We start from the raw sequence: 26357 nt of genomic DNA on the forward strand, positions 1-26357 counted from the left end.
CAGACAAACGTAGACGGCGGGCTCGTCCTGAGCCCGCCGTTTACCTGGTGCTAGTTAAAGAATGTTGAATGGGACGGTGGTGACCAGACGGAACTCTTTGATGTTGCCGTCAGCCTGTTGAGCGCTGCCACGGTGTTCGACGTAAGTCGCACGAATCGCGGTGGCCTTGAGTGGCCCGCTCTGCACGGCGTAAGCCGCGCCTACACCGTATTCCTGGTGTTTCTCGCCATCCATCAAGCGCAAGTCGCTACGTGACTTGCCAGCTTCGCCATAGGCGGTGCCGTTGTAGTGAGTACCGTCGATGCCCCAGCCGCGTGCCGAGTAGACGTTGAACTTCAGGCCAGGCACGCCGTATTCGGCCATGTTGATGGCGTAGGCCACCTGGAAGGACTTCTCGTTCGGGCTGTTGAAGTCGGACGTCAGGGAGTTGGCCAGGTAGATGCCGTTGGTTTCGTGCAGGTAGTCGAAGTACTCGTCACCATTCACTTCCTGATACGCGAAGGTCAGGGTGTGAGCCTGGTGAGTCAGTCCCAGGGACAACGAGTAGGTATCGTTGTCGATGTTGCCCATCTTCTTGCTGCCGGTGTCGGTGGTCTTGTAGTAGTTCAGGCCGGTGGTCAGTGCCAGGGTCTGTGCATCACCCAATTCGTGGGTGGCACCGAAGTAGTACTGGTTCCAGAAGTCTTCGACGTTAGCCGCGAATACGCTGGTTTTCAGGCTCTTGAACGGCTGGTAGTTGAAGCCCAGTGTTTTGACCTTGTCGGTTTTCTGGCCATTGCCGTATTCGGAGACGAATTTCGTCAGACTTTGCTCGGTCCGTGGCGAAACGCGATCGAAGATACCGCCCTGGAACGACAGGTTGCTGAACTCTTCGCTGTTGAAGCTCACACCTTCGAAGCTCGATGGCAGAGCACGGTTGCCGATGGTGTCGACGATGCCGCTGCTGAAGTTCTGGCGACCGGCGGTCAGAGTGGTGTTGGACACGCGGAACTGCATGTTGGCCAGGCCCAGTTTGCTCCACTGGTCTACGGCGTTGCCATCCGAGTCGGCCAGTGTGCGGTTGGAGCCGCCCTTGATGTCACGCTTGCTACGATCCAGAACCAGGGCGTTGTACACCGCCAGTTCGGTCTTGACGCCTACAGTGCCCTGGGTGAAACCCGAGCTGGCGTTGATGATGGTGCCCTGTACCCAGTTGGTGCGGTTACGGTCGGTTTCAGTTTTACCGTGTTTTGTGTAGGAAAAGGTGCCGCCACGGTATTTGCTTTCGTGGGAGTACCAGTTACGCGTGGTGCCGCCCAGGCTGAAATCTTCGATAAAGCCCTTGGCCTCGCTTTGGGCGCTGGCGCCGGCCAGTGTGGTCGGAACGAAGTCCTGGCTGACGGGCTCAGCATAGGCGGTAGCCGTGATGCTGCTGATGGCCAGGGCCAGAAGCGCTTTGCTGCTCAGTTTCATGGGTGGAGCTCCTTTGGTTCTCTTTTTTATGCCGGTCTTTTTAGGTGAACCGGCTATTGGGTGTGTAACTCGTTCAAGCTGTTGCAAACGTTTGCTGTAAGAAAAATCCTAATAAAAGCCTGCGCGTTTGCAGCAAGGCGGTTAAGCCTTGCTCAATCCGGTTATTTTCTTATGGGTTGATACTGACGCCCGAGAACACGTTGCGGCCGAAGGGGCTGACTTTGAACCCTTCGACTTTGGCGCTTAACGGTTGGTTGACCGTCGAGTGGGCGACAGGCGTGATTGGCACTTGCTGTTTGAGCAATTGCTGCGCCTGTTTGTAGAGAACAGTCCGTTGTTCGCGGTCGGTGACGACCTTGGCTTGCTTGATCAGCTTGTCGTACGCCGGGTCACACCACATGGAGTAGTTGTTCCCGCCGATGGCGTCGCAGCTGTAGAGGGTGCCCAGCCAGTTGTCCGGATCACCATTGTCGCCGGTCCAACCGATCAGGCTGATGTCGTGCTCACCGTTCTTGGTGCGCTTGATGTACTCGCCCCACTCGTAGCTGACGATCTTCACTTTCAGGCCGATTTTGGCCCAATCGTTCTGCAGCATCTCGGCCATCAGCTTGGCGTTGGGGTTGTAGGGGCGTTGTACCGGCATCGCCCACAGGGTGATTTCGGTGCCTTCCTTCACGCCGGCGGCCTTGAGCAGTTCCTTGGCTTTTTCCGGGTTGTAGGCCGCGTCCTTGATGGTGTCGTCGTAGGACCACTGGGTCGGCGGCATGGCGTTGACCGCCAGTTGCCCCGCGCCCTGGTACACGGCATTGAGGATGCTTTGCTTGTTCACCGCCATGTCCAGCGCCTGGCGCACTTCGAGTTGGTCGAAAGGCTTGTGGCGCACGTTGTAGGCGATGTAGCCAAGGTTGAAGCCGGGCTTGGTCAGCAGTTGCAGCTTCGGGTCGGCCTTGAGCGCGTCGATGTCAGCCGGGCGCGGATGCAGGGTGATCTGGCATTCGCCGGCCTTGAGTTTCTGCACGCGCACCGACGCGTCGGTGTTGATGGCGAAGATCAACTGATCGAGCTGGACTCGGCTCGGGTCCCAGTACTGTTTGTTGCCCGCATAACGGATCTGCGAGTCTTTCTGGTAGCGCTGGAACACGAACGGCCCCGTGCCGATCGGCTTCTGGTTGATGTCGCTGGGCTTGCCGTCCTTGAGCAACTGTTCGGCATATTCAGCCGACAGGATCGATGCAAAGCTCATGGCGATGTTCTGCACGAACGCGGCGTCCACCGTGTTGAGGGTCATCACCACGGTGGACGGGCCGGTCTTCTCGACCTTGGCGATGTTCTTGTTCAGGCTCATCCCGTTGAAGTACGGAAACTCGGTGGGGTAGGCCTTACGAAACGGATGGTCGGGGTCCAGCATGCGGTTGAAGGTGAACAGCACGTCGTCGGCATTGAAGTCCCGCGTCGGCTTGAATTCCTTGTTGCTGTGGAACTTCACTCCTTCACGCAGGTGGAAGGTGTAGGTCAGGCCGTCGTCGGAGATATCCCACTTGGTCGCCAAGCCAGGCACCACATTGGTCGCGCCCTTTTCAAACTCAACCAGGCGGTTGTACAGCGGCTCGGCTGCGTCGTTATCGGTGGCGGTGGTGTATTGCGCGGTATCAAAGCCCGCCGGGCTGCCTTCAGAGCAGAACACCAGGCTCTTCTTGTCGGCGGCCTGGCCCAGGGTGGCCACGGCCAGCAGGCTGGTGCCAAAAATAGCGGATAGAACGGAGGTATGGCGCATGACGATCCCGATCCTTGTTTGTAGTTGTCATCAGTGAGCAATCACCCTGCCTTTCGGACAGGGCGACATCACTGATCCCACGCACGGCAAGTGCCTTTCCTAAGTTGGCTCCTCTGCTGTCCTACAACGTTAGGAGTCGTGGACTTCGCAGTAAATGCGCCAAAATGGATTGAGCTTGTAGGCAACGGGACCGTTTATCGCAGTTCGTTGCTGTAAGAAGCATCGCTTGCGAATGTGGTCCGTTTCCTAGGGTCAAGCGAATGCAATAACGGCGACGTTTATGAAACGTCGCCGCCAATGATCCTTACTTGCCGCTAACGCTGACGCCGTAGAAAGAATTCAAGCCAAACGGGCTGATCTTGAAGTCCTGCACGGTGTTACGCATGGGTTGATACACCGTCGAGTGCGCGATAGGTGTCATCGGGACTGCATCTTTGAGGATATGTTGCGCCTGCTTGTACAGCTCGGTGCGTTTGGCGACATCCGACGTAGCCTTGGCTTCCTTCACGATGCCGTCGAATTTTTTGTCGCACCATTTGGAGAAGTTGTTACCGGCCAGCGAGTCGCAGCCGAACAGCACGTTCAGCCAGTTGTCCGGGTCACCATTGTCGCCGCTCCAGCCAATGATCATGGCCTGGTTTTCGCCGCCTTTGGAGCGCTTGATGTACTCGCCCCATTCGTAGCTGGTGATCTTGACCTTGAGGCCGATCTTGGACCAGTCGTTCTGCAGCATTTCAGCCATCAGCTTGGCGTTCGGGTTGTACGGACGCTGAACCGGCATGGCCCACAGCACGATCTCGGTGCCTTCCTTGACGCCGGCTTCCTTGAGCAGCGCCTTGGCTTTTTCAGGGTCGTACTTGGCGTCCTTGATGGTGGTGTCATAGGACCATTGGGTCGGTGGCATGGCATTGACGGCCAGTTGGCCCGCGCCCTGGTACACGGAGTCGATGATCTGCTGCTTGTTCACCGACATGTCCAGCGCCTGGCGTACGCGCAGGTCCGCCAGTGGGTTTGGCTGGTCGCTGCCCTTGATCTTGTCCATGACGTTGTAGGCAACGTAGCCCAGGTTGAAACCGGCCTGGTTCGGCAGTTTCAGGTCCTTGTCCTCACCCAGCGCCTTCAGGTCGGCCGGACGTGGGAACAGGGTGATCTGGCATTCGTTTTTCTTGAGCTTCTGGATGCGCACCGACGGGTCCGTGGTGATGGCGAAGATCAGGTTGTCGATCTTCACGTCTTCAGGCTTCCAGTAGTCCTTGTTGCCGGTGTAACGAATATTGGAGTCTTTCTGGTAGCTCTTGAACACGAACGGGCCGGTGCCGATCGGCTTCTGGTTGATGTCCTGCGGCGTGCCGTTTTTCAGAAGCTGGGCGGCATATTCGGCCGACTGGATCGACGCGAAGCTCATGGCCAGGTTCTGGATGAACGCGGCGTCCACGGTGCCAAGGGTGAACTTGACGGTGTGGGCATCGACTTTCTCGATGTTCTTGATGTTGGTGTCCATCCCCATGTCCGTGAAGTACGGGAACTCGGTGGGGTAGGCCTTACGGAATGGATCGTCTTTGTTGATCATTCGGTTGAAGGTGAACAGCACGTCGTCAGCCGAGAATTCACGAGTCGGCTTGAAATACGGGGTGGTGTGGAACTTGACGCCTTCGCGCAGATGGAAGGTGTACGTCAGGCCATCCGGGGACACGTCCCAGCGGGTGGCCAGGCCAGGAACCACGGCGGTGCCGCCACGTTCGAACTGGCTCAGGCGGTTGAACATGGTTTCGGCCGAGGCATCGAAGTCTGTTCCGGTGGTGTACTGGCCTGGATCAAAACCGGCCGGGCTCCCTTCGGAGCAGAACACCAGGTTAGTTGCCGCGTGGGCAAAAGGGGCCGCGGCCAAAAGGCCCGCGCTCACTAATAACGGAAGGACTGCGTGTTTAAGCATGTTGGCCTCATGATTTGTTGTCATTTTTGGTGGTGAGGGCGACCTCGTGAGTCGGCCTGCGGATACTTATGCAGGCGCCATACCCATTGCAAGATGCTGAACCGCTGCAAGGCTCAAAGAGTGGTACGAACGTACAGGAATGTCGCAATTATGAAACTTTCGACATATTTACGTATATTTTGAGGGTTTTTTAGGTGCAAAGGTCGCACCAAAGCGGCCCAGCCGAGGCGTCTGGCGCACTCGGTTGGGGCGTTCTTGTTACTTCTCCAGACTCACACCATAGAACGGCGTCAGTCCGAAGGGGCTGATTTTGAAATCTTGTACTTCTTTTCGTAACGGCTGGAAAACCGTCGAGTTCGCAATAGGCGTTATAGGCACTTGTTCCTTAAGGATTTTTTGCGCCTGTTGATACCACTTGATGCGCTGCTCGCGGTCGCTGCTGAGCTTGGCCTGCTGCACCAGTGTGTCGTAGGCCGGGTTACACCATTTGGCGTAGTTGCTGCCCTTGACCGCGGCACAACTGTAGAGCACGCCGAGCCAGTTATCCGGGTCGCCGTTGTCGCCGGTCCAGCCGTAAATCATGGCGTCATGCTCGCCGTTTTTGGCGCGCTTGATGTATTCGCCCCACTCATAGCTGACGATGTTGGCCTTGATGCCAATCTTTTCCCAGTCCTGCTGGATCATCTGCGCCGACATGCGCGCATTCGGGTTGGACGCGCGTTGTACGGTCATTGCCCACAGGTTGATGGTGGTTCCCGGTGCAACCCCTGCTTCTTTTAGTAGCGCCCTGGCCTTGGTCGGGTCGTGGGGCGCGTCCTTGATGCTGGGGTCATAAGACCACTGCGCCGGTGGCAGGGCGTTCTGCGCCAATTGTCCGGCGCCTTGGTATACCGCCTTGATAATCGCCGGTTTATCGATGGCCATGTCCAGGGCCTGGCGCACCTTGAGCTGGTCCAGCGGCGGGTGGGTCACGTTGTAGGCCAAAAAGCCCAGGTTGAAGCCGGCTTGTTGCAGCACGCGCAGGTTGGGGTCCTGTTTCATCACCTCGATGTCGGCCGGGCGTGGATAACCGCTGACCTGGCACTCGCCAGCCTTGAGTTTTTGCAGGCGCGAGGCGGCGTCCGGGGTGATGGCGAACACCAGGTTGTCGAGTTTCACATCCTCGGGTTTCCAATACTGTTTATTGGCGACGTAGCGAATCTGCGAATCCTTCTGGTAGCGCTTGAACACGAAGGGTCCGGTGCCCACCGGCTTCTGGTTGATGTCTTCGGCTTTACCCTGCTGCAGTAACTGGGCGGCGTATTCGGCGGACTGTACCGAAGCGAAGCTCATGGCCAGGTTTTGCACGAACGAGGCATCCACGTTGTTGAGGTTGAAGCGCACGCTGTGCTCGTCGAGTTTTTCGACGCTCTTGATCGTAGTGTTCAGGCCCATGTCGGTGAAGTAGGGCGACTCGGACGGGTAGGCCTTGCGAAACGGGCTTTGAGCATCGAGCAGGCGATTGAAGGTGAACAGCACATCATCGGCGTTGAAGTCGCGCGTGGGGGTGAAGAAGTCGGTGGTATGAAACTTGACGCCTTCGCGCAGGTGGAAGGTATACGTCAGGCCGTCCTTGGACACCTCCCAGCGTGTCGCCAGGCCAGGCTCGACCTCGGTGCCGCCGCGCTTGAACTGAGTCAGGCGGTTGAACACGGTTTCGGCGGAGGCATCGAAGTCGGTGCCGCTGGTGTACTGGCTGGGGTCGAAGCCGGCGGGGCTGGCTTCGGAGCAGTAGACCAGGGTACTCGCCGCCTGGGCGATCGGCATGAAAGCCAACAGGCCGGCAGCGAGGATGAGCGGTTTTAAGGCGATTCTTTCCATAAAGACCCCTGAAGTGGCAGGCATGTATAAAGCTGCCCAAACGAAAACGGCGGTACCCGAGGGTACCGCCGTTCAGTGGCGTCAGGTAGGGCTTATTGAGTTGCCGGCTCTTGGTCCACTACGACAGACAGCTCTATCTGGGTAGGTGCCTGTTTGTCGATGACATAGACCTGTTCGCCGTCGCTGTTGATGTCATTGCTGGGAGAGATCGTGAACGTGCGCTTGGTGGTGATCAGCGCACCCGGTACCCGTTGGACATCCTGGTCTGGATTGGCAATGGGGTTTTTCGAGGTGAAGTGCACCTGCGCCTGTTGCGTCACCTTGTCGTATTCAATGGTGATCTGCGTATCTCCACCGGTCAGATAGTAACCATCCCTGAGACCGGAATCCGGCTGATTCATGTGCGTGGTGCCTTCGGCCAGGGAGCCTTGGTGGGCAACTTCGGAGATACGCGCCCGCAACACCGGATCGGGGATCAGCGTCTCCAGTTGTTGGAGCCTGTCTCGCTTGAGGCCCTCTTCGGTCGTTGCAGAGCTGCTCAGTTCAGTCTGAGTCACCCGGCCATTTTCCTTGGTGACCACGGTATATCGCAGGCGGTGGATGTCTTTGGTGAAACTGTCGGAGTATTCGCCATTGGCCAAAGGTGTCGTGCGCGCCGTTTCTGCGGGCGCGACGGCGAACGGTTTGTCCTCCAGCGTCCAGGACACGCCGAGTTTTCTTTTGACCACGCCACTCTCTTCAAAGAATGCACTGGAGGATTCATAGCGAATGCGATCATCCATCAGCAGGTAGTCATCAAATTTTTCAGCCGCCTGGATTTTGCTGCCGTCCAGTTCGAGAAACGTGTCCGAAAACTTGCCGGGTGTCTTGAGTTCGTTGCTGGGGGTCGGCGAAGGCTTGCGTTGCCAAGGCCATGTGCGTGCGCCGCCTGGACCGATACCGCGTACCCATTCGCCGTCCGCGCCGGCATGCACCGTCATCACCGGTTTGCGGGTCACGGGGTCAATGATCTGTACGTAATCGTGACTCAGTTTGAAGTCGCTCTTGATTTCGTACACCTTGAGAACGCCTGTTGCATCCTTGTACTGGATATACCAGTGATCGATCTGGGCACTGTCTTTAAGTTGATGGATACCTTTGGCATTGCGCGTGGCACGCTCAAGAACGGTTTCGCCATCGGGCACGGCATAGGCACTGATGTCGGCGGTTCGTGAAGGTTGAAGGCGGTTTGCGATGGGCTCACCGACCGGCTTGGCCGGTTCAGGTGCGACAGGTGTTGTATTTTCCTCAGCCAGCTCTGAGGTTTCCAGGTATTCGCCGGCGGCGGCTTCCCCCGTCTCGACCCCGTTGAGGGCCCGGGTTGCGCCACCGGCCACTACCGGCAGCGCATTGAGCACGCCGAACACAATATGGTCTGCGCCGCCTGGCTTGCCATGCTTGAGGTCGTCGGCACCGATTCCAACTTCGGCGGCGCCTGCCGCGACGTAAAACACCTCCAGTGCCACCGCGACTTCAGGCATGACCAGGGCAAGCGGCGTCATCAGCAGGGCTATCTTGGTGGTGGTTTCCAGGACTTCAAGGATCGTGGCCTTGGTGACATCGCCGTCGGTGGTGATCTCTGTTTCGGCGTCGACGTAGGAGCGTGCCTTTTGCCGCTGGGTCATGACCTTGAACGGGTCGTCGGACAAGGGTTCGGTGGTGATGAACGTTTGTGGGTCGAATTCATTCAGGCGCTCAAGCGGGCCGGCGTCGTCGGCGTCTTTCCTCGACCATCCTCCCAGGCCGGTCAACGTCTGGTTCACGCCGTCGGAGAAGTATCGATTGGCTTGGTCGCGCAGCGGAAAGTGCATCGACAGTGCTTCACGCTTGACGGGGTCCGCGGCTTGCTCGGCCAACCAGTTCTTCATCTGCGCCGGGCTGTCAAAGCTGTGGATCGGTGACGAGTTGCCCGGGATATACAGCAGCGTGGAGTTGATCGTTTTACCGTCAGCGGCGGTCCTGGATTTTTTGTCGGTGATGTAGAGCAGGTCCGTGGACTGGAAACCATTGATCTTGAGCAACCCGACCTCCACGCTGGGGTCTTTCACGCGCGAGCTCTTCAAATCGTCCAGGGTCAAGCTCGACCAGGTGGTGTCCAGCGGTACGCCCGCGGCCCGCATCACCAGGTTGGTATTGTGCTCGTTCAGGCTGTCATTGTTGAATTGAGCCAGGGCGGCGCCGATAAACGAGGCCTTGCTCGTTTGCGCGTATTTTTGTTCATGCGCAGGCCAGAACGTGTTCAGGAAATCTACATACGGTTTACTCCGGTCGGTGTTCCATACAATGTCCCGGAACTGTGCAGGCGTTTCGGGTAGCAATGTCCTCTGGTTGTAAAGCTGCGGCATATCCGGGTCTGTACCGGTAAAGATGCCCTCGTAAGTCTTTTTTGCATGCACTTGCATGTCGATGCTATCAATCAGTGCTGGCAGCGGAGCCAGCGGTGCAAAGCGGTTCAGCCAGGTATGCAGGGTCGAGCGGTTTTTTTCGGCCGCCGTCTGATGTTCATCGGTTTTATTGGCGCGTTGTACGTTGTGAAGCGCGGCTTGGGTCAGTGAGATTTTATTGAGAACTTTGCCGTCCGCGGGTTTTGGTTTCTTGGGGTCGTAGTTCAAGGTGGTGATAAATGTATTGTCTGGATCAATGTCCTTGCCCCAGCGTTTTTTCAATTCGGCACGGATAATGTCCGAGGTGCTTTGGGTGGGTGTTTTGAAACCTTGGGTTGAGGCCGCGATAAATTTATCAACGGCCGGGTTATGCGGGAGCCCTGGAATGAGCGTCTGATGATGATTCCGTCGTTTTGGAGACTTTTGTCGGGAGACCGGATGGCGGTATGTCGTGGTTGTTTCGGCAGGGCTTGTGTCGTTGATGGCAGGTTTCGGTGGGGTGCTGGTTGAAGAAAAATTACGCGTGGGTGTAGTTGTGAGCATTGGATAGTTACCTCAACAGGTAGGGAGTTTGTAGAACGCTTCCTTTACTTGCGTGAGATAAGTGACCGTTAGGGTTCCGATTCAAGAAGATCGGCCCATTTGCTAATGTTGCCTTGCGCAACTTTTGCAATACTTATTGTGGGGGAGAATAGTGTTCGCTGGGTAAACAGATGCCTTCAGCGTGGTTGTTAGTATTGTTGTGTGTAACAAACAATGTGTATTGATAAAGCATGTAATGCTTAGCGGTAAACGATGCGCCCTGAGGGCGCACCGACATTTATCCACCAGCGCTTATTGCAGCACTTCAACCACCCCATCAGCGACCATGTTGACCTTGCTGGTGCCGGCTTCCACTTCGGGGGTCGGCGCCGAATCCGCCATGGACGCTTTCATCATCATCCCACCGCGCTCAAAGGGCTGCGGGTAGCCGTTTGTGTTGAAGTTGAGGTTGACGATCTTGTAGCCCTTGCCGCCCAACGCGTCGGTTGCCAACTGGGCGCGTGCCTTGAACGCGTCCACTGCTTCTTTGAGTAGGGCGTCTTCGCTGGACTTGCGCGTGGTGTCGGCGATGGCAAAGTCCATGCTGCCCATTTTCAGGGTATTGAGCAGTTCGCCGGTCAGTTTGGACAGCGCCGGGAAGTCTGCGCTTTCCAGGCGCAGTTCGGCGCGTTCACGCCAGCCGGTGATCTTTTGGCTCTTGTTGTCGTAGATCGGATAGCTGTTGCGGCTGCCCTGGCGCAAGGTCACGGCCTTGACTTCACGGGCCTGGCCCAGGGCCTGGTTCATCGCGGTGGTGATTTCGGCGGCGAGCTTGGCCGGGTCGGCGTTTTGCGACTCGGTGTAGAGGGTGACGATCATTTTGTCGCGGGCCACTTCCTGGCTGACTTCGGCGCGCAGGGAGATCTGGTTGTAATGCAGCTCGTCGGCGGCCAGTGCCGGAAGGCTGGCCAGGGTGCCGATGCTGAGGGTGATAACGGCCGCGCTGCGAGTGAAACGAGACATGGAAGCTCCTTGAGGTTATTCGTATCGGTATGACTGTAGACGGTGGGATCGGGTTCTTCGGGTTTACACATCACCTACAAAATGTCGTGGTGCCGACGAGCGGTCATTTGCGCGGACTGCGTCAAAGAGCCACACGCGCCGTGCCGGCGTGTCTGCTTCGTTTATACTCCTGCCGATCCGCCAGCAGCGCCCACCGGGAGAGCTCATGCTCGCCGCCGTAAAACTGACTTCCGCCACCCGCCAGAACCTCTGGCGCCTGACGTTCATTCGTACCCTGGTCCTGGCCGCCCAGGCCGGTTCGGTGGGGCTTGCCTATTGGTTCGACCTGTTGCCGCTGCCCTGGTTGCCACTGGGCGTGACTCTCGGGTTCTCCACCGTACTCTGCGTGTTTACCGCGATCCGGTTGCGCACCACCTGGCCGGTGACTGAGCTGGAATACGCCCTGCAGCTGGCCTGCGACCTGTTTATCCACAGTGTGTTGCTGTATTTCTCCGGTGGTTCCACCAATCCGTTCGTTTCCTATTACCTGGTGCCGCTGACCATCGCCGCAGTGACATTGCCGTGGCGCTACTCGGTGGTGCTGTCGGGCATCGCGCTGACCTTGTACACCCTGCTGCTGGCGCAGTTCTACCCGTTGCAGACCTTTCCCATCGCCCGCGAAAACCTGCAGATCTACGGGATGTGGCTGAGTTTCGCACTGTCTGCCGCAGTCATTACCTTCTTCGCCGCGCGCATGGCCGAAGAGCTGCGCCGCCAAGAGGAGCTGCGCGCCATTCGCCGTGAAGAAGGCCTGCGCGACCAGCAACTGCTGGCCGTCGCCACCCAGGCCGCCGGTGCCGCCCATGAGTTGGGCACGCCGCTGGCGACCATGAGCGTTTTGCTCAACGAAATGACTCAGGACCATCACGACCCGGTACTGCAGGAAGATCTCGGCGTACTGCGTGAACAGGTCAAGCAGTGCAAGCAGACCTTGCAACAACTGGTGCGCGCCGCCGAAGCCAATCGCCGCCTGGCGGTGGAGATGCAGGACGTGACCCAGTGGCTCGATGAAGCCCTCAATCGCTGGCACCTGATGCGTCCCGAAGCCAGCTACCGCTTCCATCTGCTGGGGCAGGGCACCGTGCCGCGCATGGCGCCGCCTCCGGACCTGACCCAGGCGCTGCTCAACCTGCTCAACAATGCCGCCGACGCTTGCCCCGAAGGCCTGGGCGTACAGTTGGACTGGGATCTGGAGCACGTCACCATCAGTATTCGCGACCACGGCGCGGGCGTGCCGCTGGCCATTGCCGAGCAGATCGGCAAACCTTTCTTTACCACCAAGGGCAAAGGCTTCGGCCTGGGCCTGTTCTTGAGCAAGGCCAGCGTGACCCGCGCGGGCGGCTCAGTGAAGCTCTATAGTCATGAGGAAGGTGGCACGCTCACCGAGCTGCGCCTGCCCCGTGTCGCACGAGGAGATATCGATGAGTGATGAGATCCAAGTCGAAGGCGAAGAACTGCCGCACCTGTTGCTGGTAGACGACGATGCTACCTTTACCCGCGTGATGGCGCGCGCCATGAGCCGTCGCGGTTTCCGCGTGAGCACCGCGGGCTCCGCCGAGGAGGGCCTGACCATTGCCCAGGCCGACCTGCCGGACTACGCTGCGCTCGACCTGAAAATGGACGGCGATTCCGGCCTGGTGCTGCTGCCCAAGCTGCTGGAACTGGACCCGGAGATGCGCGTGGTGATCCTCACCGGTTACTCCAGCATCGCCACCGCCGTCGAGGCCATCAAGCGCGGCGCCTGCAACTACCTGTGCAAGCCGGCGGACGCCGACGACGTGCTGGCGGCGTTGCTCTCCGAGCACGCCGACCTCGACACCCTGGTGCCGGAAAACCCGATGTCGGTGGACCGCCTGCAATGGGAACACATCCAGCGCGTGCTGACCGAGCACGAAGGCAATATCTCCGCCACCGCCCGCGCCCTGGGCATGCACCGCCGTACCCTGCAACGCAAGTTGCAAAAGCGCCCGGTACGACGCTGAACCTAGGCTGAACGACCCGCCTCAGGCCGCACGGAGCCCTGAACCGATCAACTATGATCGGTTCAAACGCCTGTCACCTTTTTCCTACCGAGCCTGAACAATGAATCAGAACGCTGAGTACTCTGCGGTCAACGACGCGGTGCGTGGGCAGTTTTTCCGTCGAACCTGGGCGATGATCACGCCGTACTGGCGCAGCGAAGAGAAGGGCAAGGCCTGGTTGCTGCTGGCCGTGGTGATTGGCTTGTCGCTGTTCAGCGTGGCCATTTCCGTGTGGCTCAACCATTGGTACAAGGACTTCTACAACGCGCTGGAGAACAAGGACACCGCAGCCTTCTGGCAGCAGATCCTCTATTTCTGCGGCATTGCGGCGGTGGCGATTCTCGGCGCGGTGTACCGCCTGTACCTGACCCAGATGCTGACCATTCGCTGGCGGGCGTGGCTCACCGAAAAGCACTTTGCGCGCTGGCTGGGGCACAAGAACTACTATCAGCTGGAGCAGGGCGGCTATACCGATAACCCGGACCAGCGGATCTCCGAAGACCTTAACAGCTTCACTTCCAATACCTTGAGCCTGGGCCTTGGGCTGTTGCGCAATGTCGTCAGCCTGGTGTCGTTTTCCGTCATCCTGTGGGGCGTGTCGGGCAGCATTGAAGTGTTCGGTATCACCATTCCCGGCTACATGTTCTGGTGTGCGCTGGTCTACGCCGCCGTCGGCAGTTGGCTGACGCACCTGATCGGCCGTCGTTTGATCGGCTTGAGCAACCAGCAACAACGGTTCGAAGCGGACCTGCGTTTTTCCATGGTGCGAGTGCGGGAGAATGCCGAGAGCATCGCCCTGTACAACGGCGAGCCCAACGAGAATCAGCGTCTGAGCGCACGTTTCGGCAAGGTCTGGCATAACTACTGGGACATCATGAAAGTCTCCAAGCGTCTGACGTTCTTCACCGCGGGCTACGAGCAGATTGCGACCGTCTTTGCGTTTATTGTGGCAGCGCCACGTTACTTTTCCGGCAAGATCGAACTGGGCGAGCTGATGCAGATCAACTCGGCGTTCGGCAATGTGCAGGGCAACTTCAGCTGGTTTATCAGCGCCTACTCCGATCTGGCCGGCTGGCGTGCGACCAGCGACCGTCTGCTGAGTTTCCAGCAGGCCATGACCGAAAACGAGCAGCGCCCGGCGGCCATCGATGTGAGTGCGCAGGGCGAACGCCTGGTGGTGCAAGGCTTGGGCATGAATCTGGCCGATGGCCGCCACTTGCTGACGGACGCCAACATGAGTGTGGAGCCGGGTGAGCGCGTCATGCTCAGCGGCCGTTCCGGCAGCGGCAAGAGTACGCTGTTGCGCGCGATGGGCCATCTCTGGCCGGCAGGTCACGGCAGCATTCGTCTGCCGGCCAAACGTTACCTGTTCCTGCCGCAGAAGCCCTACCTGCCGATTGGCACACTCAAGGCCGTGTTGAGTTATCCACAGGACGACAGCGTCTACTCGGCAGAACGTTATGCACAGGTCCTGGAAACTTGCCGCTTGCCACATCTGGTCGAACGCCTGGACGAAGCCAATCACTGGCAGCGCATGCTCTCACCGGGCGAGCAACAGCGCCTGGCGTTCGCCCGCGCCTTGTTGTACGCGCCGCAATGGCTGTACATGGATGAGGCTACCTCGGCCATGGATGAAGAGGATGAGGCGACGTTGTACCAGGCGTTGATCGATGAACTGCCGGGGCTGAGCATCGTCAGCGTCGGGCATCGCAGCAGTCTCAAGCGTTTCCACGGGCGGCATGTGCGGATTGAGGGTGGCTGGCTTCAGGAGCAACCGGTTTAAAGCCTTGCTCGGTCAATGTGGGAGGGTGCAAGTCGAATCGTCGCACCGCTCCTCCCACATTTGACCTCAGTGTTTTCGCGAGTGAGCGGCAACAAAAAAAGCCCGGCTGATCATCGATCAGCCGGGCTTTTTTGTGTCGCTTGAAAATAACTTACTTCTTCAAGCCGTAATGCTCATCGAGCATGCCAGGGGCGTTTGGCGTTTTTGGCGCGTAGTCCCTTGGTGGCTCCTGGTTTTCCCGGGGTGGGGTCAGGCGTTCCCGTGGGGTTTGCGGTGCATCGGAATGCAGCGCGGCCAGCAGGCGCTGACGGGTGATGTCGTCGAGGGCCAGGCGGTTTGCGCCATCGGCGAGATGATCCTGTACTTCCTGGTAGCTCTGGGTGAGCTTCTTGACCAGGGTGGCGGTGCTATTGAAGTGGGTAACAACCTCGTTCTGATAACTGTCAAAACGTTCCTGAATGTCATCCAGCTGACGCTGCGTGCGGTTAGGCGCGGCATTCGGCAGCAGGCGAGCAACCAGGAATCCAATGGCGACACCGGCAACCAGGGCAAGAGTCGGCAACAACCAAACTAAGAGCGAGTGTTCCACGAGTCCTTCCTCTATAAACGGCTTTGCTTTACGTTAACGGCTCGGACCTGCGCTGTATACCGCGATTAAGCTCGCAATGATGCCATGCACAGACTTTTAGCTAGACGAGTCGACCCTTTGAGAGGTCACGGAGTTCATCCTTGCTCATGCGTGAAACCCCCGTTTTGATCGATGGCCCGGTGGGTCAACTGGAAGCCTTGTACCTCGATCACCCCGAGCCACGTGGCCTGGCGCTGATCTGCCACCCCAACCCGGTGCAGGGCGGGACCATGCTCAATAAAGTCGTTTCGACCCTGCAACGCACCGCCCGCGATGCCGGTTTGATTACTTTGCGTTTCAATTACCGTGGCGTCGGTGCAAGTGCCGGCAGCCACGACATGAGCACCGGCGAAGTCGACGATGCCGAAGCGGCCGTCACCTGGTTGCGCGAAAAACACCCGAATCTGCCGATCACCTTGCTCGGTTTTTCCTTCGGTGGCTACGTGGCCGCCAGCCTCGGTGGCCGTCTGGAAGCCAAGGGCGAAAAACTCGCACACCTGTTCATGGTCGCCGCCGCCGTGATGCGCCTGCGCGACACGGATGCGCTGCCTCAAGGCTGCCCGTTGACCCTGATCCAGCCGGAAACCGACGAAGTGGTCGACCCGCAACTCGTCTACGACTGGTCCGCGGCCCTGAAACGCCCCCATGAGCTGCTGAAAGTGGCAGAATGCGGGCACTTTTTTCATGGCAAGCTCACCGATCTGAAGGATCTGGTGCTGCCGCGCCTCTCGAATTGATAGCAGTCTGATAAGCGATTACCCCATGACGACGCGTACCCGTATCCTCACCGGCATCACCACCACCGGCACGCCGCACCTGGGCAACTACGCGGGTGCGATCCGCCCCGCGATTCTTGCCAGCCAGGATGCGAATGCCGACTCCTTCTACTTCCTGGCCGACTACCACGCCCTGATCAAATGCGATGACCCGCAGCGCATCCAGCGCTCGCGTATGGAAATCGCCGCGACCTGGCTGGCCGGTGGCCTGGATGTGAACCGGGTGACCTTCTACCGTCAGTCCGACATTCCGGAAATTCCCGAACTGACCTGGTTGCTGACCTGCGTGGCCGCCAAGGGCCTGCTCAACCGCGCCCACGCCTACAAGGCCTCGGTGGACAAGAACGTGGAAGCCGGCGAAGACCCGGACGCGGGCATCACCATGGGGCTGTACAGCTACCCGGTACTGATGGCGGCGGACATCCTGATGTTCAACGCGCACAAGGTGCCGGTGGGGCGCGACCAGATCCAGCACGTGGAAATGGCCCGTGACATCGGCCAGCGTTTCAACCACCTGTTCGGCAATGGCAAAGAATTCTTCACCATGCCTGAGGCATTGATCGAAGAAAGCGTCGCCACCTTGCCGGGCCTGGACGGCCGCAAGATGTCCAAGAGCTACGACAACACCATCCCGTTGTTCACCAGCGCCAAGGACATGAAGGACGCGATCTCGCGCATCGTCACCGACTCGCGCGCCCCCGGCGAAGCCAAGGACCCGGATAACTCACACCTGTTCACCCTGTACCAGGCGTTTGCGAGCAAGGCCCAGGAAGAGGAATTCCGCGCCGAACTCCTGCAAGGTCTGGGCTGGGGTGAGGCGAAGAATCGTCTGTTCCAACTGCTCGACGGCCAGTTGGGTGAAGCCCGCGAGCGTTACCATCAACTGATGTCGCGCCCATCGGACATGGAAGACCTGTTGCTGGTTGGCGCCAAAAAAGCCCGTGCCGTGGCCGCGCCGTTCCTGGCCGAGCTGCGTGAAGCGGTGGGCCTGCGTTCGTTCGTCAACCAGGCTGCGGCGCCGGTCGCCAGCAAAAAGAAAGCCGCGAAAGCCGCGCGTTTTGTGAGCTTTCGCGAAGACGACGGCAGCTTCCGTTTCCGCCTGCTGGCGGCCGACGGCGAGCAATTGCTGCTGTCACGCAACTTTGCCGACGGCAAAGCGGCGGGCGCGGTGACCAAGCAACTGCAAAGCGGTGATGCTTTGGATGTACGCTCCGACGCCCTGAGCTTCAGCGTCTGGCTGGACGGCGCCGCGGTGGCCGACAGTGCCGAGTTCGCCGACGGCGCCTCGCGTGACGCAGCCATTGAAGCCTTGCGCACTGCGTTGACCCCCATCGAGGATTAACCCGACCAAGGGTTGATTGCCATTATCCAGGGCCGTCGTTACAGTGTCGGCCCGTTTTTGTTGCCTTGCTAACGAAATTATGACGCCCCTAGAACGATATCAAGCTGATCTGAAACGCCCTGAATTCTTCCATGACGCGGCCCAGGAAACGGCGGTGCGTCATCTGCAGCGCCTGTATGACGACCTGGTCGCGGCCTCGCAAAGCAAGCCAGGGATGCTCAGCAAGCTGTTTGGCAAGAAAGACCGCACGCCGGTCAAGGGCCTGTACTTCTGGGGTGGCGTGGGCCGTGGCAAGACCTACCTGGTCGACACCTTCTTTGAAGCGCTGCCGTTCAAGGAAAAGGTCCGCACGCACTTCCACCGCTTCATGAAGCGCGTGCACGAAGAGATGAAGACCTTGCCGGGCGAGAAAAACCCGCTGACCATCATCGCCAAGCGCTTTTCCGACGAGGCGCGGGTCATCTGCTTCGATGAGTTCTTCGTGTCCGACATCACCGACGCCATGATCCTCGGCACGTTGATGGAAGAGCTGTTCAAGAACGGCGTGACACTGGTGGCCACCTCGAACATCGTGCCGGACGGCCTGTACAAGGACGGCCTGCAGCGCGCGCGCTTCCTGCCGGCCATCGCGCTGATCAAGCAGAACACCGACATCGTCAACGTCGACAGCGGCGTCGACTATCGCCTGCGTCACCTCGAGCAAGCGGAGCTGTACCACTATCCGCTGAACGAAGCGGCCCACGACAGCCTGCGCAAAAGCTTCCGTGCCCTCACGCCGGAATGCACCCAGGCGGTGGAAAACGACAAGCTGATGATCGAGAACCGCGAGATGATCGCGCTGCGTACCTGTGATGACGTGGCCTGGTTCGAATTCCGCCAACTGTGCGACGGCCCGCGCAGCCAGAACGACTACATCGAGCTGGGCAAGATTTTCCACGCGGTGATCTTGAGCGGCGTCGAGCAGATGGGCGTCACCACCGACGACATCGCGCGCCGCTTCATCAACATGGTCGACGAGTTCTACGATCGCAACGTCAAGCTGATCATCTCGGCGGAAGTTGAGCTCAAGGATCTTTACACCGGTGGCCGCTTGAACTTCGAGTTCCAGCGTACCCTGAGCCGCTTGCTGGAAATGCAGTCCCACGAGTTCCTGTCGCGCGGTCACAAGCCCTAGGTCAAATGCAGATCAAAATGTGGGAGGGGGCTTGCTCCCGATAGCGGTGGATCAGTCAACATCTTCAGTGACTGACACTCTGCTATCGGGAGCAAGCCCCCTCCCACTTGTTTTACTGTGTTTGGCTGGGGCTACGCGGCCTGCTGGAATTGCTGGCGATACTGGTTCGGCGACAGCTCCGTGTGCTGCCTGAACAGCCGTGCAAAGAAGCTCGCATCGTCGTAACCCACCTCATAGCTGATGGTCTTGATGCTCTTGCGGCTGCCCGAGAGCAGGCCCTTGGCTGTCTCGATACGCAGGCGTTGCAGGTAGTGCAGCGGCTTGTCGCCGGTAGCGGTCTGGAAGCGGCGCATGAAGTTGCGGATGCTCATGCCGTGTTCGCGGGCGACGTCTTCGAAGCGGAACTTGTCGGCGAAATGCTCTTCGAGCCAATGCTGGATCTGCAGGATGATCACATCCTGGTGCAGTTTCTGCCCGCCAAACCCGATACGCCCCGGCGCATAGTTGCGCTGCACTTCGTAGAGAATATCGCGGGCCACGGCCTGGGCGATGTTGGCGCCGCAGAATCGTTCGATCAGGTAGATGTAGAGGTCGCACGCCGAGGTGGTCCCGCCGGCGCAATACAGGTTGTCGGCGTCGGTGAGGTGCTTGTCCTGGTTGAGTTGTACCTTGGGGAAACGTTCGGCGAAGGCGTTGAAGAAGCGCCAGTAGGTGGTCGCCTCCTTGCCATCGAGCAATCCCGCCTCGGCCAGCCAGAACACGCCGGTCGCTTCGCCACAGAGTACGGCGCCGCGGGCGTGTTGTTCGCGTAACCACGGCAGCACTTGTGGGTAGCGCACGCAGAGCGCGTCAAAGTCATCCCAGAAGGCCGGCAGTACGATGATGTCGGCGTCTTCCAGGCCACCGTCGACCGGCATGATCACGTCGCTGAAACTGCGCACAGACTTGCCGTCGGGGCTGACCAGGCGCGTTTCGAACGCGGGCGTAAGGCCCTGGCCGAGTTGTTTGCCATGGCGCAGGCTGGCCAGATGGAAGAAATCCTTGGCTTGCATGAGGGTGGACGCGAATACCCGATCAATGGCCAAAATGCTGACGCGCCGCAAGGGCGTGGAGATTTGGTTAGACATAATTTCATTTATTCTTATAGGGGAAAGTGGTCACCAGACGGCTGGATCGTCTTATTTTTTGTCGCATGTGTCCAGTGTCCCGTGACGCTTTCGCGGCCTAGGCTCTGTTGGCTGGCCTTTGTCCGACAATCCACACAGGTGACCCATGATTCCCAGAACTTTATTCAGTCCGGAGCACGAGCTCTTTCGCGAGAGCGTGCGCACCTTCCTCGAAAAAGACGCCGCGCCTTTCCATGGGCAATGGGAAAAGCAGGGTTATATCGACCGCGAACTGTGGCGCAAGGCGGGGGAGGCCGGGATGCTGTGCTCCCATCTGCCGGAGGAATATGGCGGCCTGGGGGCGGACTTTCTCTACAGTGCGGTGGTGATCGAGGAGATCAGTCGGCTGGGCCTGACCGGCATCGGCTTTTCCCTGCATTCGGATATCGTCGCGCCTTACATCCTGCATTACGGCAGCGAGGCGCTGAAGCACAAGTACCTGCCCAAATTGATCGCCGGCGACATGGTCACTGCCATTGCGATGACCGAGCCGGGTGCCGGCTCCGACCTGCAAGGGGTCAAGACCAGCGCCGTGCTGGACGGCGATGAGTATGTGATCAACGGCTCCAAGACGTTCATTACCAACGGCTATCTGGCTGACCTGGTGATCGTGGTGGCCAAGACCGATCCCAAGGCGGGCGCCAAGGGCACCAGCCTGTTCCTGGTACAGGCCGATACGCCGGGCTTCGCCAAGGGCAAACGCCTGGAGAAGGTAGGCATGAAGGCCCAGGACACCTCGGAGCTGTTCTTTCAGGACGTACGCGTGCCCAAGGAGAACCTGCTGGGCCAGGCAGGCATGGGCTTCGCGTATTTGATGCAGGAGCTGCCGCAGGAGCGTCTGACGGTGGCAATCGGTGCCTTGTCATCCGCCGAAGCCGCGTTGCAATGGACCTTGGAATATACCCGCGAGCGCAAGGCGTTCGGCAAGGCGATTGCCGACTTTCAGAACACGCGCTTCAAGCTGGCGGAGATGGCCACCGAAATTCAGATCGGCCGGGTATTCATCGACCAGTGCATGGCGTTGCACCTGCAAGGCAAGCTGGACGTACCCACGGCGGCGATGGCCAAGTACTGGGCCACGGACCTGCAATGCAAGGTGCTCGATGAGTGCGTGCAGCTGCACGGCGGCTACGGCTTCATGTGGGAATACCCGATTGCCCGTGCCTGGGCGGATGCGCGGGTGCAGCGTATTTATGCGGGGACCAATGAGATCATGAAGGAGATCATTGCGCGGGCGCTTTGATTTTGGGGTGCCCCTTGAGGGCCTCGTCGGGGGCAAGCTCCTCCCACACTTGAACTTGTGAACCCAGTCAAATGTGGGAGGGGCGGTGCGACGATTCGACTTGCTCCCGATGGCGGCCTAAAGGTCAGTCAAGGCGCCGGATTAGGATGATCCTTCTGAATCGCCTCGATCCCCTCCAGCACCTCTTTCGAGAGTTTCAGCTCGGCACTGGCGATGTTGCTGTCCAACTGCTCCAGCGATGTGGCGCCAATGATATTGCTGGTCACGAACGGCTGCTGCGTCACAAACGCCAACGCCATCTGTGCCGGGTCCAAACCGTGCTCGCGCGCCAGGGCCACATAACGGCTGCAGGCCGTTTCCGACTGCGGGTTGAAATAGCGGCTGAAGCGGCTGTATTCGGTCAGGCGTGCTTTGGCCGGACGTGCGCCGCCCTCGTACTTGCCACTGAGCATACCGAATGCCAGGGGCGAATAAGCCAACAGACCACATTGTTCGCGAATGGCAACTTCCGCCAGGCCCACTTCAAAGCTGCGGTTGAGCAGGTTGTAGGGGTTCTGGATCGACACCGCGCGCGGCCAGCCACGGGCTTCGGCCAGGGCCAGGAACTTCATGGTGCCCCACGGGGTTTCGTTGGACAGGCCGATGTGGCGGATTTTCCCGGCCTTGACCTGCTCGTCCAGCGCTTCGAGGGTTTCCTCCAGCGGGGTCAGGTCGTCTTCGTCCTTGTGCTTGTAGCTCAGTTGGCCGAAGAAGTTGGTGCTGCGCTCCGGCCAGTGCAGTTGGTAGAGGTCGATCCAGTCGGTTTGCAGGCGCTTGAGGCTGGCATCCAGGGCTTGGGCGATGTGCTTGCGGTTGTGACGCAGGTAGCCGTCACGGATGTAGTCGATGGTGTTGCCAGGGCCCGCGATCTTGCTGGCGAGGATCCAGTCGGCGCGATCGCCACGGCTTTTGAAATAATTGCCGATGTAGCGCTCGGTGGTGGCGTAGGTGTCGGCCTTGGGCGGCACCGGGTACATTTCCGCCGTATCGAGGAAGTTGATCCCCGCGGCCTTGGCCCGCTCGATCTGCGCGAAGGCCTCTGCCTCGCTGTTCTGCTCGCCCCAGGTCATGGTGCCCAAGGCTATCGCGCTCACGTTCAGATCCGTACGGCCCAGCTGTCGATAATCCATCGGGTACTCCTTCAGGGAAAACAATCATAAAAGCAGGTTGAATTTTTTTTCGCAATCTGCATAATTGCCCACCTCTTTCTGCAGTGGAAGTGATGCGCCGTCTGCCGAAGAATCTTGCCGTTGAACGGACGCGCCGACCCGAGCCCCCGATAGCGTCTGTATCCGGCTGCCTTTGACTTGTCAAAGTACGCACTATTCAGTAAGATCCGCCGTCTAATTTACAGGGCGGCCCCTGAGGCTATTAAAGAATGACAACTTTTACTGCAAAACCGGAAACAGTTCAGCGCGACTGGTTTGTCGTCGACGCCGCTGGTCAGACCCTGGGTCGTCTGGCCACTGAAGTCGCCAGCCGTCTGCGTGGCAAGCACAAGCCTGAGTACACCCCTCACGTTGACACCGGTGACTACATCGTGATCATCAACGCTGAGCAGGTACGTGTTACCGGCAATAAAGCGCAAGACAAAATGTACTACCGTCACTCCGGTTTCCCAGGCGGTATCAAGTCTTCGAACTTTGAAGGCCTGATCTCCAAGAAGCCTGAAGCCCCGATCGAAATCGCGGTCAAAGGTATGCTGCCTAAGGGCCCTCTGGGTCGCGATATGTTTCGCAAGCTGAAAGTCTATGCGGGCGCTGTACACCCTCATGCTGCTCAGCAGCCCCAAGAACTGAAGTTTTAACGGAATAGTTCATTATGTCGGCGACTCAAAATTACGGCACTGGCCGTCGCAAAACCGCAACCGCTCGCGTTTTCCTGCGTCCGGGCACTGGTAACATCTCGATCAACAACCGCACCCTGGACAACTTCTTCGGCCGCGAAACTGCCCGCATGGTAGTTCGTCAGCCGCTGGAATTGACCGAGACCGTTGAAAAGTTCGACATCTACGTCACCGTTATCGGTGGCGGTGTAAGTGGTCAAGCTGGCGCAATCCGCCACGGTATCACTCGCGCTCTGATGCAGTACGACGAAACCCTGCGTGGCGCTCTGCGCAAAGCTGGCTTCGTGACTCGCGATGCCCGTGAAGTTGAACGTAAGAAAGTCGGTCTGCGTAAAGCGCGTAAGCGTCCGCAGTACTCGAAGCGTTAATTCGCTTTACGTTCCACAAAAACGCCCAGCCACCTCACGGAGCTGGGCGTTTTTTATTGCCTGCGATTTATGCACATTTTTTACCGTGACAACTTGCCACATCCGTAGACCCCCTATACTACAAGGCCTGGGGGTAGTGGTCCGGGCAATTCCCTTGTCATACGTGGGGCTTTTCATTACCATCCGTCAAAATTTTTATAAGTAAAGATTCAACACTTAGTAGACGCCTGATTTAACAGGCCAAAAAGCTGATGGGAGAGGACTGAATGAGCAATGACGGCGTGAATGCAGGCCGGCGTCGCTTCTTGGTAGCAGCCACATCCGTGGTGGGTGCTGCAGGAGCGGTGGGGGCTGCGGTCCCGTTCGTGGGGTCATGGTTTCCCAGTGCCAAGGCGAAAGCCGCAGGTGCACCGGTGAAGGTGAATGTCAGCAAGATCGAGCCAGGCCAGCAAATGATTGCTGAATGGCGCGGCCAGCCGGTATTCATTGTTCGTCGTACCGAGGAAATCCTGGGAAATCTGAAAAAGATCGAAGGTCAGTTGTCCGACCCGAAATCCGAGAAATCCGACCAACCCGCCTACGCCAAAAACGAAGCACGTTCGATCAAGCCAGAGATTCTGCTGCTGGTCGGGCTGTGTACCCACCTGGGTTGCTCGCCCACGTTTCGCCCGGAGGTCGCGCCTGTCGACCTGGGCAAGGACTGGGTTGGCGGTTATTTCTGCCCATGCCACGGTTCTCACTACGACCTCGCCGGTCGCGTCTACAAGTCCCAGCCTGCTCCATTGAACCTGCCCGTGCCCCCACATACCTACGAAACTGACGACCTTATTGTCATTGGCCTCGATAAGGAGAACGCGTGATGAGCAAGTTCATGGATTGGGTCGATGCGCGCTTTCCCGCCACTAAAATGTGGGAAGACCATCTCAGCAAATATTACGCGCCAAAAAACTTCAACTTCTTCTACTTCTTCGGCTCCCTGGCCCTGCTGGTGCTGGTCAACCAGATCGTCACCGGCGTCTGGCTGACAATGAGCTATACCCCGTCGGCGGAAGAGGCGTTTGCCTCCGTCGAATACATCATGCGTGACGTCGAGTACGGCTCGATCCTGCGCCTGCTGCACTCCACCGGCGCTTCGGCGTTCTTCATCGTGGTCTATCTGCACATGTTCCGTGGTCTGCTCTACGGTTCCTACCAGAAACCGCGTGAGTTGGTGTGGGTCTTCGGCATGCTGATCTACCTGGCGCTGATGGCTGAAGCCTTCATGGGTTACCTGCTGCCATGGGGCCAGATGTCGTACTGGGGCGCCCAGGTGATCATCTCGCTGTTCGGTGCTATCCCGGTGATCGGCAATGACCTGACCCAGTGGATCCGCGGTGACTACCTGATCTCGGGCATCACCCTGAACCGCTTTTTCGCCTTGCACGTCGTGGCCCTGCCTATCGTGATCCTGGGCCTGGTGGTGCTGCACATCCTGGCGCTGCACGAAGTGGGTTCCAACAACCCGGATGGCGTGGACATCAAGAAGCACAAGGACGAGAACGGCATCCCGCTGGATGGCATTCCGTTCCACCCGTACTACACCGTGAAAGACATTGTCGGCGTCGTAGTGTTCCTGTTCGTGTTCTGCTCGATCGTGTTCTTTTTCCCGGAGATGGGCGGTTATTTCCTGGAGAAGCCTAACTTCGAACAAGCCAACGCCTTCAAGACACCTGAGCACATTGCTCCGGTCTGGTACTTCACGCCGTTCTACGCGATCTTGCGGGCGATCCCCGACAAGCTCATGGGTGTGATCGCCATGGGCGCGGCCATTGCGGTGCTGTTCGTACTGCCTTGGCTCGACCGAAGCCCGGTCAAGTCCATGCGCTACAAAGGCTGGCTGAGCAAGATCTGGCTGTGGGTGTTCTGCATTGCATTCGTGATCCTGGGCGTGCTGGGTGTGCTGGCGCCAACCCCTGAGCGTACGTTGCTGTCGCAGGTCTGCACCTTCCTGTATTTCGCCTACTTCATTCTGATGCCGTTCTACACCCGGCTCGAGAAGACCAAACCGGTTCCGGAAAGGGTGACTGGCTGATGAAAAAATTATTTGTTGCATTGATGCTTGCGGCGCTGCCGCTACTGTCCTTCGCCGCCGAGCACGGTGGCCCGGAACTGGAAAAAGTCGACATCGACGTGTCTGACAAGGCTGCCCTGCAAGACGGCGCGCGCACCTTCGCCAACTACTGCATGGGCTGCCATAGCGCCAAGTTCCAGCGTTATGAGCGCGTGGCCGATGACCTGGGCATCCCCCACGAGTTGATGTTGGATAAACTGGTGTTCACCGGCGCCAAGATTGGCGACCACATGAACATCGGCATGAAGCCGGCGGACGCCAAGGCCTGGTTCGGGGCTGCACCGCCCGATCTGACCCTGGTAGCCCGCGTGCGCGGCACCGACTGGCTCTACGGCTACCTCAAGTCCTTCTACGAAGACCCGGCGCGCCCTTGGGGTGTGAACAACAAGGTGTTCCCGAACGTCGGCATGCCTAACGTTCTGGTCGGCCTGCAGGGTCGCCAAGTGGTAGGATGCAAGCAGGTTCAGGTCGTTGATAACGGCAAGAAGCAATATGATCCGTTGACCGGTACGCCTCTGACTCATGAAGCATGCGATCAACTGACCATCGTGCCCAAGACCGGTACGCTGAACGAAGAGCAGTTTGACGAGAAGGTCAAGAACCTGGTGACCTTCCTGGCCTACTCGGCCAACCCGGTCAAACTGCAACATCAGCGCATCGGTACGTACGTCTTGCTGTACCTGGCTTTCTTCTTCGTATTCGCTTATCTGCTCAAGCGCGAATACTGGAAGGATGTGCATTGATCCAACCGTAAGCAATTGCTGTTAATCTTGCGCGCCCAGCGGCATCTCTGAACACGTAGCGACCCGGTTATCGGGTACTACAGAGATGCTCT

21 protein-coding genes are annotated in these 26357 nt (G+C 58.7%); 12 read left to right on the forward strand and 9 right to left on the reverse strand.

Translation table 11 applies throughout. From position 1 onward, the window contains the following. Window positions 1-54 precede the first annotated feature (54 nt). The 6 genes from PSH66_RS04880 to PSH66_RS04905 form a co-directional block, all read right to left on the reverse strand. Window positions 55-1452, reverse strand: coding sequence for an OprD family outer membrane porin (locus PSH66_RS04880; protein WP_141064355.1), 1398 nt, complete (start codon window positions 1450-1452; stop codon window positions 55-57). A 169-nt stretch (window positions 1453-1621) separates the two neighbouring features. Then, a complete protein-coding gene (locus tag PSH66_RS04885) occupies window positions 1622-3226 on the reverse strand; it encodes an ABC transporter substrate-binding protein (RefSeq protein ID WP_305428499.1) in 1605 nt (534 codons plus the stop codon). A gap of 304 nt (window positions 3227-3530) precedes the next feature. Next, the gene (locus tag PSH66_RS04890; RefSeq protein ID WP_003171726.1) at window positions 3531-5159 is read right to left on the reverse strand and encodes an ABC transporter substrate-binding protein; all 1629 of its coding nucleotides are present in this window, start codon (window positions 5157-5159) and stop codon (window positions 3531-3533) included. A gap of 258 nt (window positions 5160-5417) precedes the next feature. Continuing rightward, window positions 5418-7019: an ABC transporter substrate-binding protein gene (locus PSH66_RS04895; RefSeq protein ID WP_003171727.1), complete on the reverse strand. Its 1602-nt coding sequence runs from the start codon at window positions 7017-7019 to the stop codon at window positions 5418-5420. A 92-nt stretch (window positions 7020-7111) separates the two neighbouring features. Continuing rightward, entirely contained in the window at window positions 7112-9985 is a 2874-nt protein-coding gene (locus PSH66_RS04900; RefSeq protein WP_305428500.1) for a dermonecrotic toxin domain-containing protein, read from the reverse strand. A gap of 291 nt (window positions 9986-10276) precedes the next feature. Continuing rightward, window positions 10277-10987, reverse strand: a complete 711-nt coding sequence (locus tag PSH66_RS04905) for an SIMPL domain-containing protein (protein WP_003171729.1) — start codon at window positions 10985-10987, stop codon at window positions 10277-10279. Between the two features lie 205 nt (window positions 10988-11192). On the opposite strand from PSH66_RS04905, the gene PSH66_RS04910 reads away from it, so the two are divergent. From PSH66_RS04910 to PSH66_RS04920, 3 genes are all read left to right on the forward strand, one after another. After that, on the forward strand, window positions 11193-12455 hold the full coding sequence (locus tag PSH66_RS04910; protein ID WP_003171730.1) for an ATP-binding protein: 1263 nt from the start codon (window positions 11193-11195) through the stop codon (window positions 12453-12455). After that, window positions 12448-13008: a response regulator transcription factor gene (locus PSH66_RS04915; RefSeq protein ID WP_003171731.1), complete on the forward strand. Its 561-nt coding sequence runs from the start codon at window positions 12448-12450 to the stop codon at window positions 13006-13008. The genes PSH66_RS04910 and PSH66_RS04915 overlap by 8 nt, the downstream gene beginning before the upstream one ends. Window positions 13009-13108: 100 nt before the next feature. Continuing rightward, window positions 13109-14830 (forward strand): ABC transporter ATP-binding protein/permease, encoded by a 1722-nt coding sequence (locus tag PSH66_RS04920; protein WP_305428501.1) that lies wholly within the window; start codon window positions 13109-13111, stop codon window positions 14828-14830. Window positions 14831-14981: 151 nt separating this feature from the next. Here the strand turns inward: PSH66_RS04920 and PSH66_RS04925 are convergent, their stop codons facing one another. Then, window positions 14982-15419 (reverse strand): YhcB family protein, encoded by a 438-nt coding sequence (locus tag PSH66_RS04925; RefSeq protein WP_003171734.1) that lies wholly within the window; start codon window positions 15417-15419, stop codon window positions 14982-14984. A 146-nt stretch (window positions 15420-15565) separates the two neighbouring features. Here PSH66_RS04925 and PSH66_RS04930 point away from each other — a divergent pair, with 146 nt between their 5' ends. The 3 genes from PSH66_RS04930 (at window position 15566) to zapE (ending at window position 18750) form a co-directional block, all read left to right on the forward strand. After that, on the forward strand, window positions 15566-16195 hold the full coding sequence (locus tag PSH66_RS04930; RefSeq protein WP_141064373.1) for an alpha/beta hydrolase: 630 nt from the start codon (window positions 15566-15568) through the stop codon (window positions 16193-16195). A gap of 25 nt (window positions 16196-16220) precedes the next feature. Further along, window positions 16221-17576 carry a tryptophan--tRNA ligase gene (locus tag PSH66_RS04935; RefSeq protein WP_141064359.1) on the forward strand — a complete coding sequence of 452 codons (1356 nt, stop codon included), beginning with the start codon at window positions 16221-16223 and terminating at the stop codon, window positions 17574-17576. Between the two features lie 79 nt (window positions 17577-17655). Further along, window positions 17656-18750 carry a cell division protein ZapE gene (zapE, locus tag PSH66_RS04940; RefSeq protein WP_078731552.1) on the forward strand — a complete coding sequence of 365 codons (1095 nt, stop codon included), beginning with the start codon at window positions 17656-17658 and terminating at the stop codon, window positions 18748-18750. Between the two features lie 131 nt (window positions 18751-18881). Here the strand turns inward: zapE and PSH66_RS04945 are convergent, their stop codons facing one another. After that, window positions 18882-19778 carry a GlxA family transcriptional regulator gene (locus tag PSH66_RS04945; protein ID WP_181408626.1) on the reverse strand — a complete coding sequence of 299 codons (897 nt, stop codon included), beginning with the start codon at window positions 19776-19778 and terminating at the stop codon, window positions 18882-18884. 244 nt (window positions 19779-20022) lie between these two features. On the opposite strand from PSH66_RS04945, the gene PSH66_RS04950 reads away from it, so the two are divergent. Then, a complete protein-coding gene (locus PSH66_RS04950; protein ID WP_078823256.1) occupies window positions 20023-21159 on the forward strand; it encodes an acyl-CoA dehydrogenase family protein in 1137 nt (378 codons plus the stop codon). A 128-nt stretch (window positions 21160-21287) separates the two neighbouring features. On the opposite strand, the gene PSH66_RS04955 is transcribed toward PSH66_RS04950, so the two are convergent. Beyond that, a complete protein-coding gene (locus tag PSH66_RS04955; RefSeq protein ID WP_003171741.1) occupies window positions 21288-22328 on the reverse strand; it encodes an NADP(H)-dependent aldo-keto reductase in 1041 nt (346 codons plus the stop codon). Window positions 22329-22576: 248 nt separating this feature from the next. On the opposite strand from PSH66_RS04955, the gene rplM reads away from it, so the two are divergent. The 5 genes from rplM to PSH66_RS04980 all read left to right on the forward strand — a co-directional run bounded on the left by rplM (window position 22577) and on the right by PSH66_RS04980 (window position 26265). Continuing rightward, the gene (rplM, locus tag PSH66_RS04960; RefSeq protein WP_003171742.1) at window positions 22577-23005 is read left to right on the forward strand and encodes a 50S ribosomal protein L13; all 429 of its coding nucleotides are present in this window, start codon (window positions 22577-22579) and stop codon (window positions 23003-23005) included. A 14-nt stretch (window positions 23006-23019) separates the two neighbouring features. Continuing rightward, window positions 23020-23412, forward strand: a complete 393-nt coding sequence (rpsI, locus tag PSH66_RS04965) for a 30S ribosomal protein S9 (RefSeq protein ID WP_003171743.1) — start codon at window positions 23020-23022, stop codon at window positions 23410-23412. A gap of 266 nt (window positions 23413-23678) precedes the next feature. After that, on the forward strand, window positions 23679-24272 hold the full coding sequence (petA, locus tag PSH66_RS04970) for a ubiquinol-cytochrome c reductase iron-sulfur subunit (protein ID WP_034095877.1): 594 nt from the start codon (window positions 23679-23681) through the stop codon (window positions 24270-24272). Further along, window positions 24272-25483, forward strand: coding sequence for a cytochrome bc complex cytochrome b subunit (locus tag PSH66_RS04975; protein ID WP_003171746.1), 1212 nt, complete (start codon window positions 24272-24274; stop codon window positions 25481-25483). The genes petA and PSH66_RS04975 overlap by 1 nt, the downstream gene beginning before the upstream one ends. Then, window positions 25483-26265, forward strand: a complete 783-nt coding sequence (locus tag PSH66_RS04980; protein ID WP_003171747.1) for a cytochrome c1 — start codon at window positions 25483-25485, stop codon at window positions 26263-26265. The genes PSH66_RS04975 and PSH66_RS04980 overlap by 1 nt, the downstream gene beginning before the upstream one ends. Window positions 26266-26357 lie beyond the last annotated feature (92 nt).

Origin of the sequence: Pseudomonas sp. FP597 (genome assembly GCF_030687435.1) — a bacterium.
In the GTDB taxonomy this organism is placed as follows: domain Bacteria; phylum Pseudomonadota; class Gammaproteobacteria; order Pseudomonadales; family Pseudomonadaceae; genus Aquipseudomonas; species Aquipseudomonas lactucae.

Excerpts from the sequence above, each read along its gene's own strand:
- PSH66_RS04880 (WP_141064355.1), bottom strand. The coding sequence starts at position 1,452 with ATGAAACTGAGCAGCAAAGCGCTTCTGGCCCTGGCCATCAGCAGCATC.
- PSH66_RS04885 (WP_305428499.1), bottom strand. The coding sequence starts at position 3,226 with ATGCGCCATACCTCCGTTCTATCCGCTATTTTTGGCACCAGCCTGCTG.
- PSH66_RS04890 (WP_003171726.1), bottom strand. The coding sequence starts at position 5,159 with ATGCTTAAACACGCAGTCCTTCCGTTATTAGTGAGCGCGGGCCTTTTG.
- PSH66_RS04895 (WP_003171727.1), bottom strand. The coding sequence starts at position 7,019 with ATGGAAAGAATCGCCTTAAAACCGCTCATCCTCGCTGCCGGCCTGTTG.
- PSH66_RS04900 (WP_305428500.1), bottom strand. The coding sequence starts at position 9,985 with ATGCTCACAACTACACCCACGCGTAATTTTTCTTCAACCAGCACCCCA.
- PSH66_RS04905 (WP_003171729.1), bottom strand. The coding sequence starts at position 10,987 with ATGTCTCGTTTCACTCGCAGCGCGGCCGTTATCACCCTCAGCATCGGC.
- PSH66_RS04910 (WP_003171730.1), top strand. The coding sequence starts at position 11,193 with ATGCTCGCCGCCGTAAAACTGACTTCCGCCACCCGCCAGAACCTCTGG.
- PSH66_RS04915 (WP_003171731.1), top strand. The coding sequence starts at position 12,448 with ATGAGTGATGAGATCCAAGTCGAAGGCGAAGAACTGCCGCACCTGTTG.
- PSH66_RS04920 (WP_305428501.1), top strand. The coding sequence starts at position 13,109 with ATGAATCAGAACGCTGAGTACTCTGCGGTCAACGACGCGGTGCGTGGG.
- PSH66_RS04930 (WP_141064373.1), top strand. The coding sequence starts at position 15,566 with ATGCGTGAAACCCCCGTTTTGATCGATGGCCCGGTGGGTCAACTGGAA.
- PSH66_RS04935 (WP_141064359.1), top strand. The coding sequence starts at position 16,221 with ATGACGACGCGTACCCGTATCCTCACCGGCATCACCACCACCGGCACG.
- zapE (WP_078731552.1), top strand. The coding sequence starts at position 17,656 with ATGACGCCCCTAGAACGATATCAAGCTGATCTGAAACGCCCTGAATTC.
- PSH66_RS04950 (WP_078823256.1), top strand. The coding sequence starts at position 20,023 with ATGATTCCCAGAACTTTATTCAGTCCGGAGCACGAGCTCTTTCGCGAG.
- PSH66_RS04955 (WP_003171741.1), bottom strand. The coding sequence starts at position 22,328 with ATGGATTATCGACAGCTGGGCCGTACGGATCTGAACGTGAGCGCGATA.
- rplM (WP_003171742.1), top strand. The coding sequence starts at position 22,577 with ATGACAACTTTTACTGCAAAACCGGAAACAGTTCAGCGCGACTGGTTT.
- rpsI (WP_003171743.1), top strand. The coding sequence starts at position 23,020 with ATGTCGGCGACTCAAAATTACGGCACTGGCCGTCGCAAAACCGCAACC.
- petA (WP_034095877.1), top strand. The coding sequence starts at position 23,679 with ATGAGCAATGACGGCGTGAATGCAGGCCGGCGTCGCTTCTTGGTAGCA.
- PSH66_RS04975 (WP_003171746.1), top strand. The coding sequence starts at position 24,272 with ATGAGCAAGTTCATGGATTGGGTCGATGCGCGCTTTCCCGCCACTAAA.
- PSH66_RS04980 (WP_003171747.1), top strand. The coding sequence starts at position 25,483 with ATGAAAAAATTATTTGTTGCATTGATGCTTGCGGCGCTGCCGCTACTG.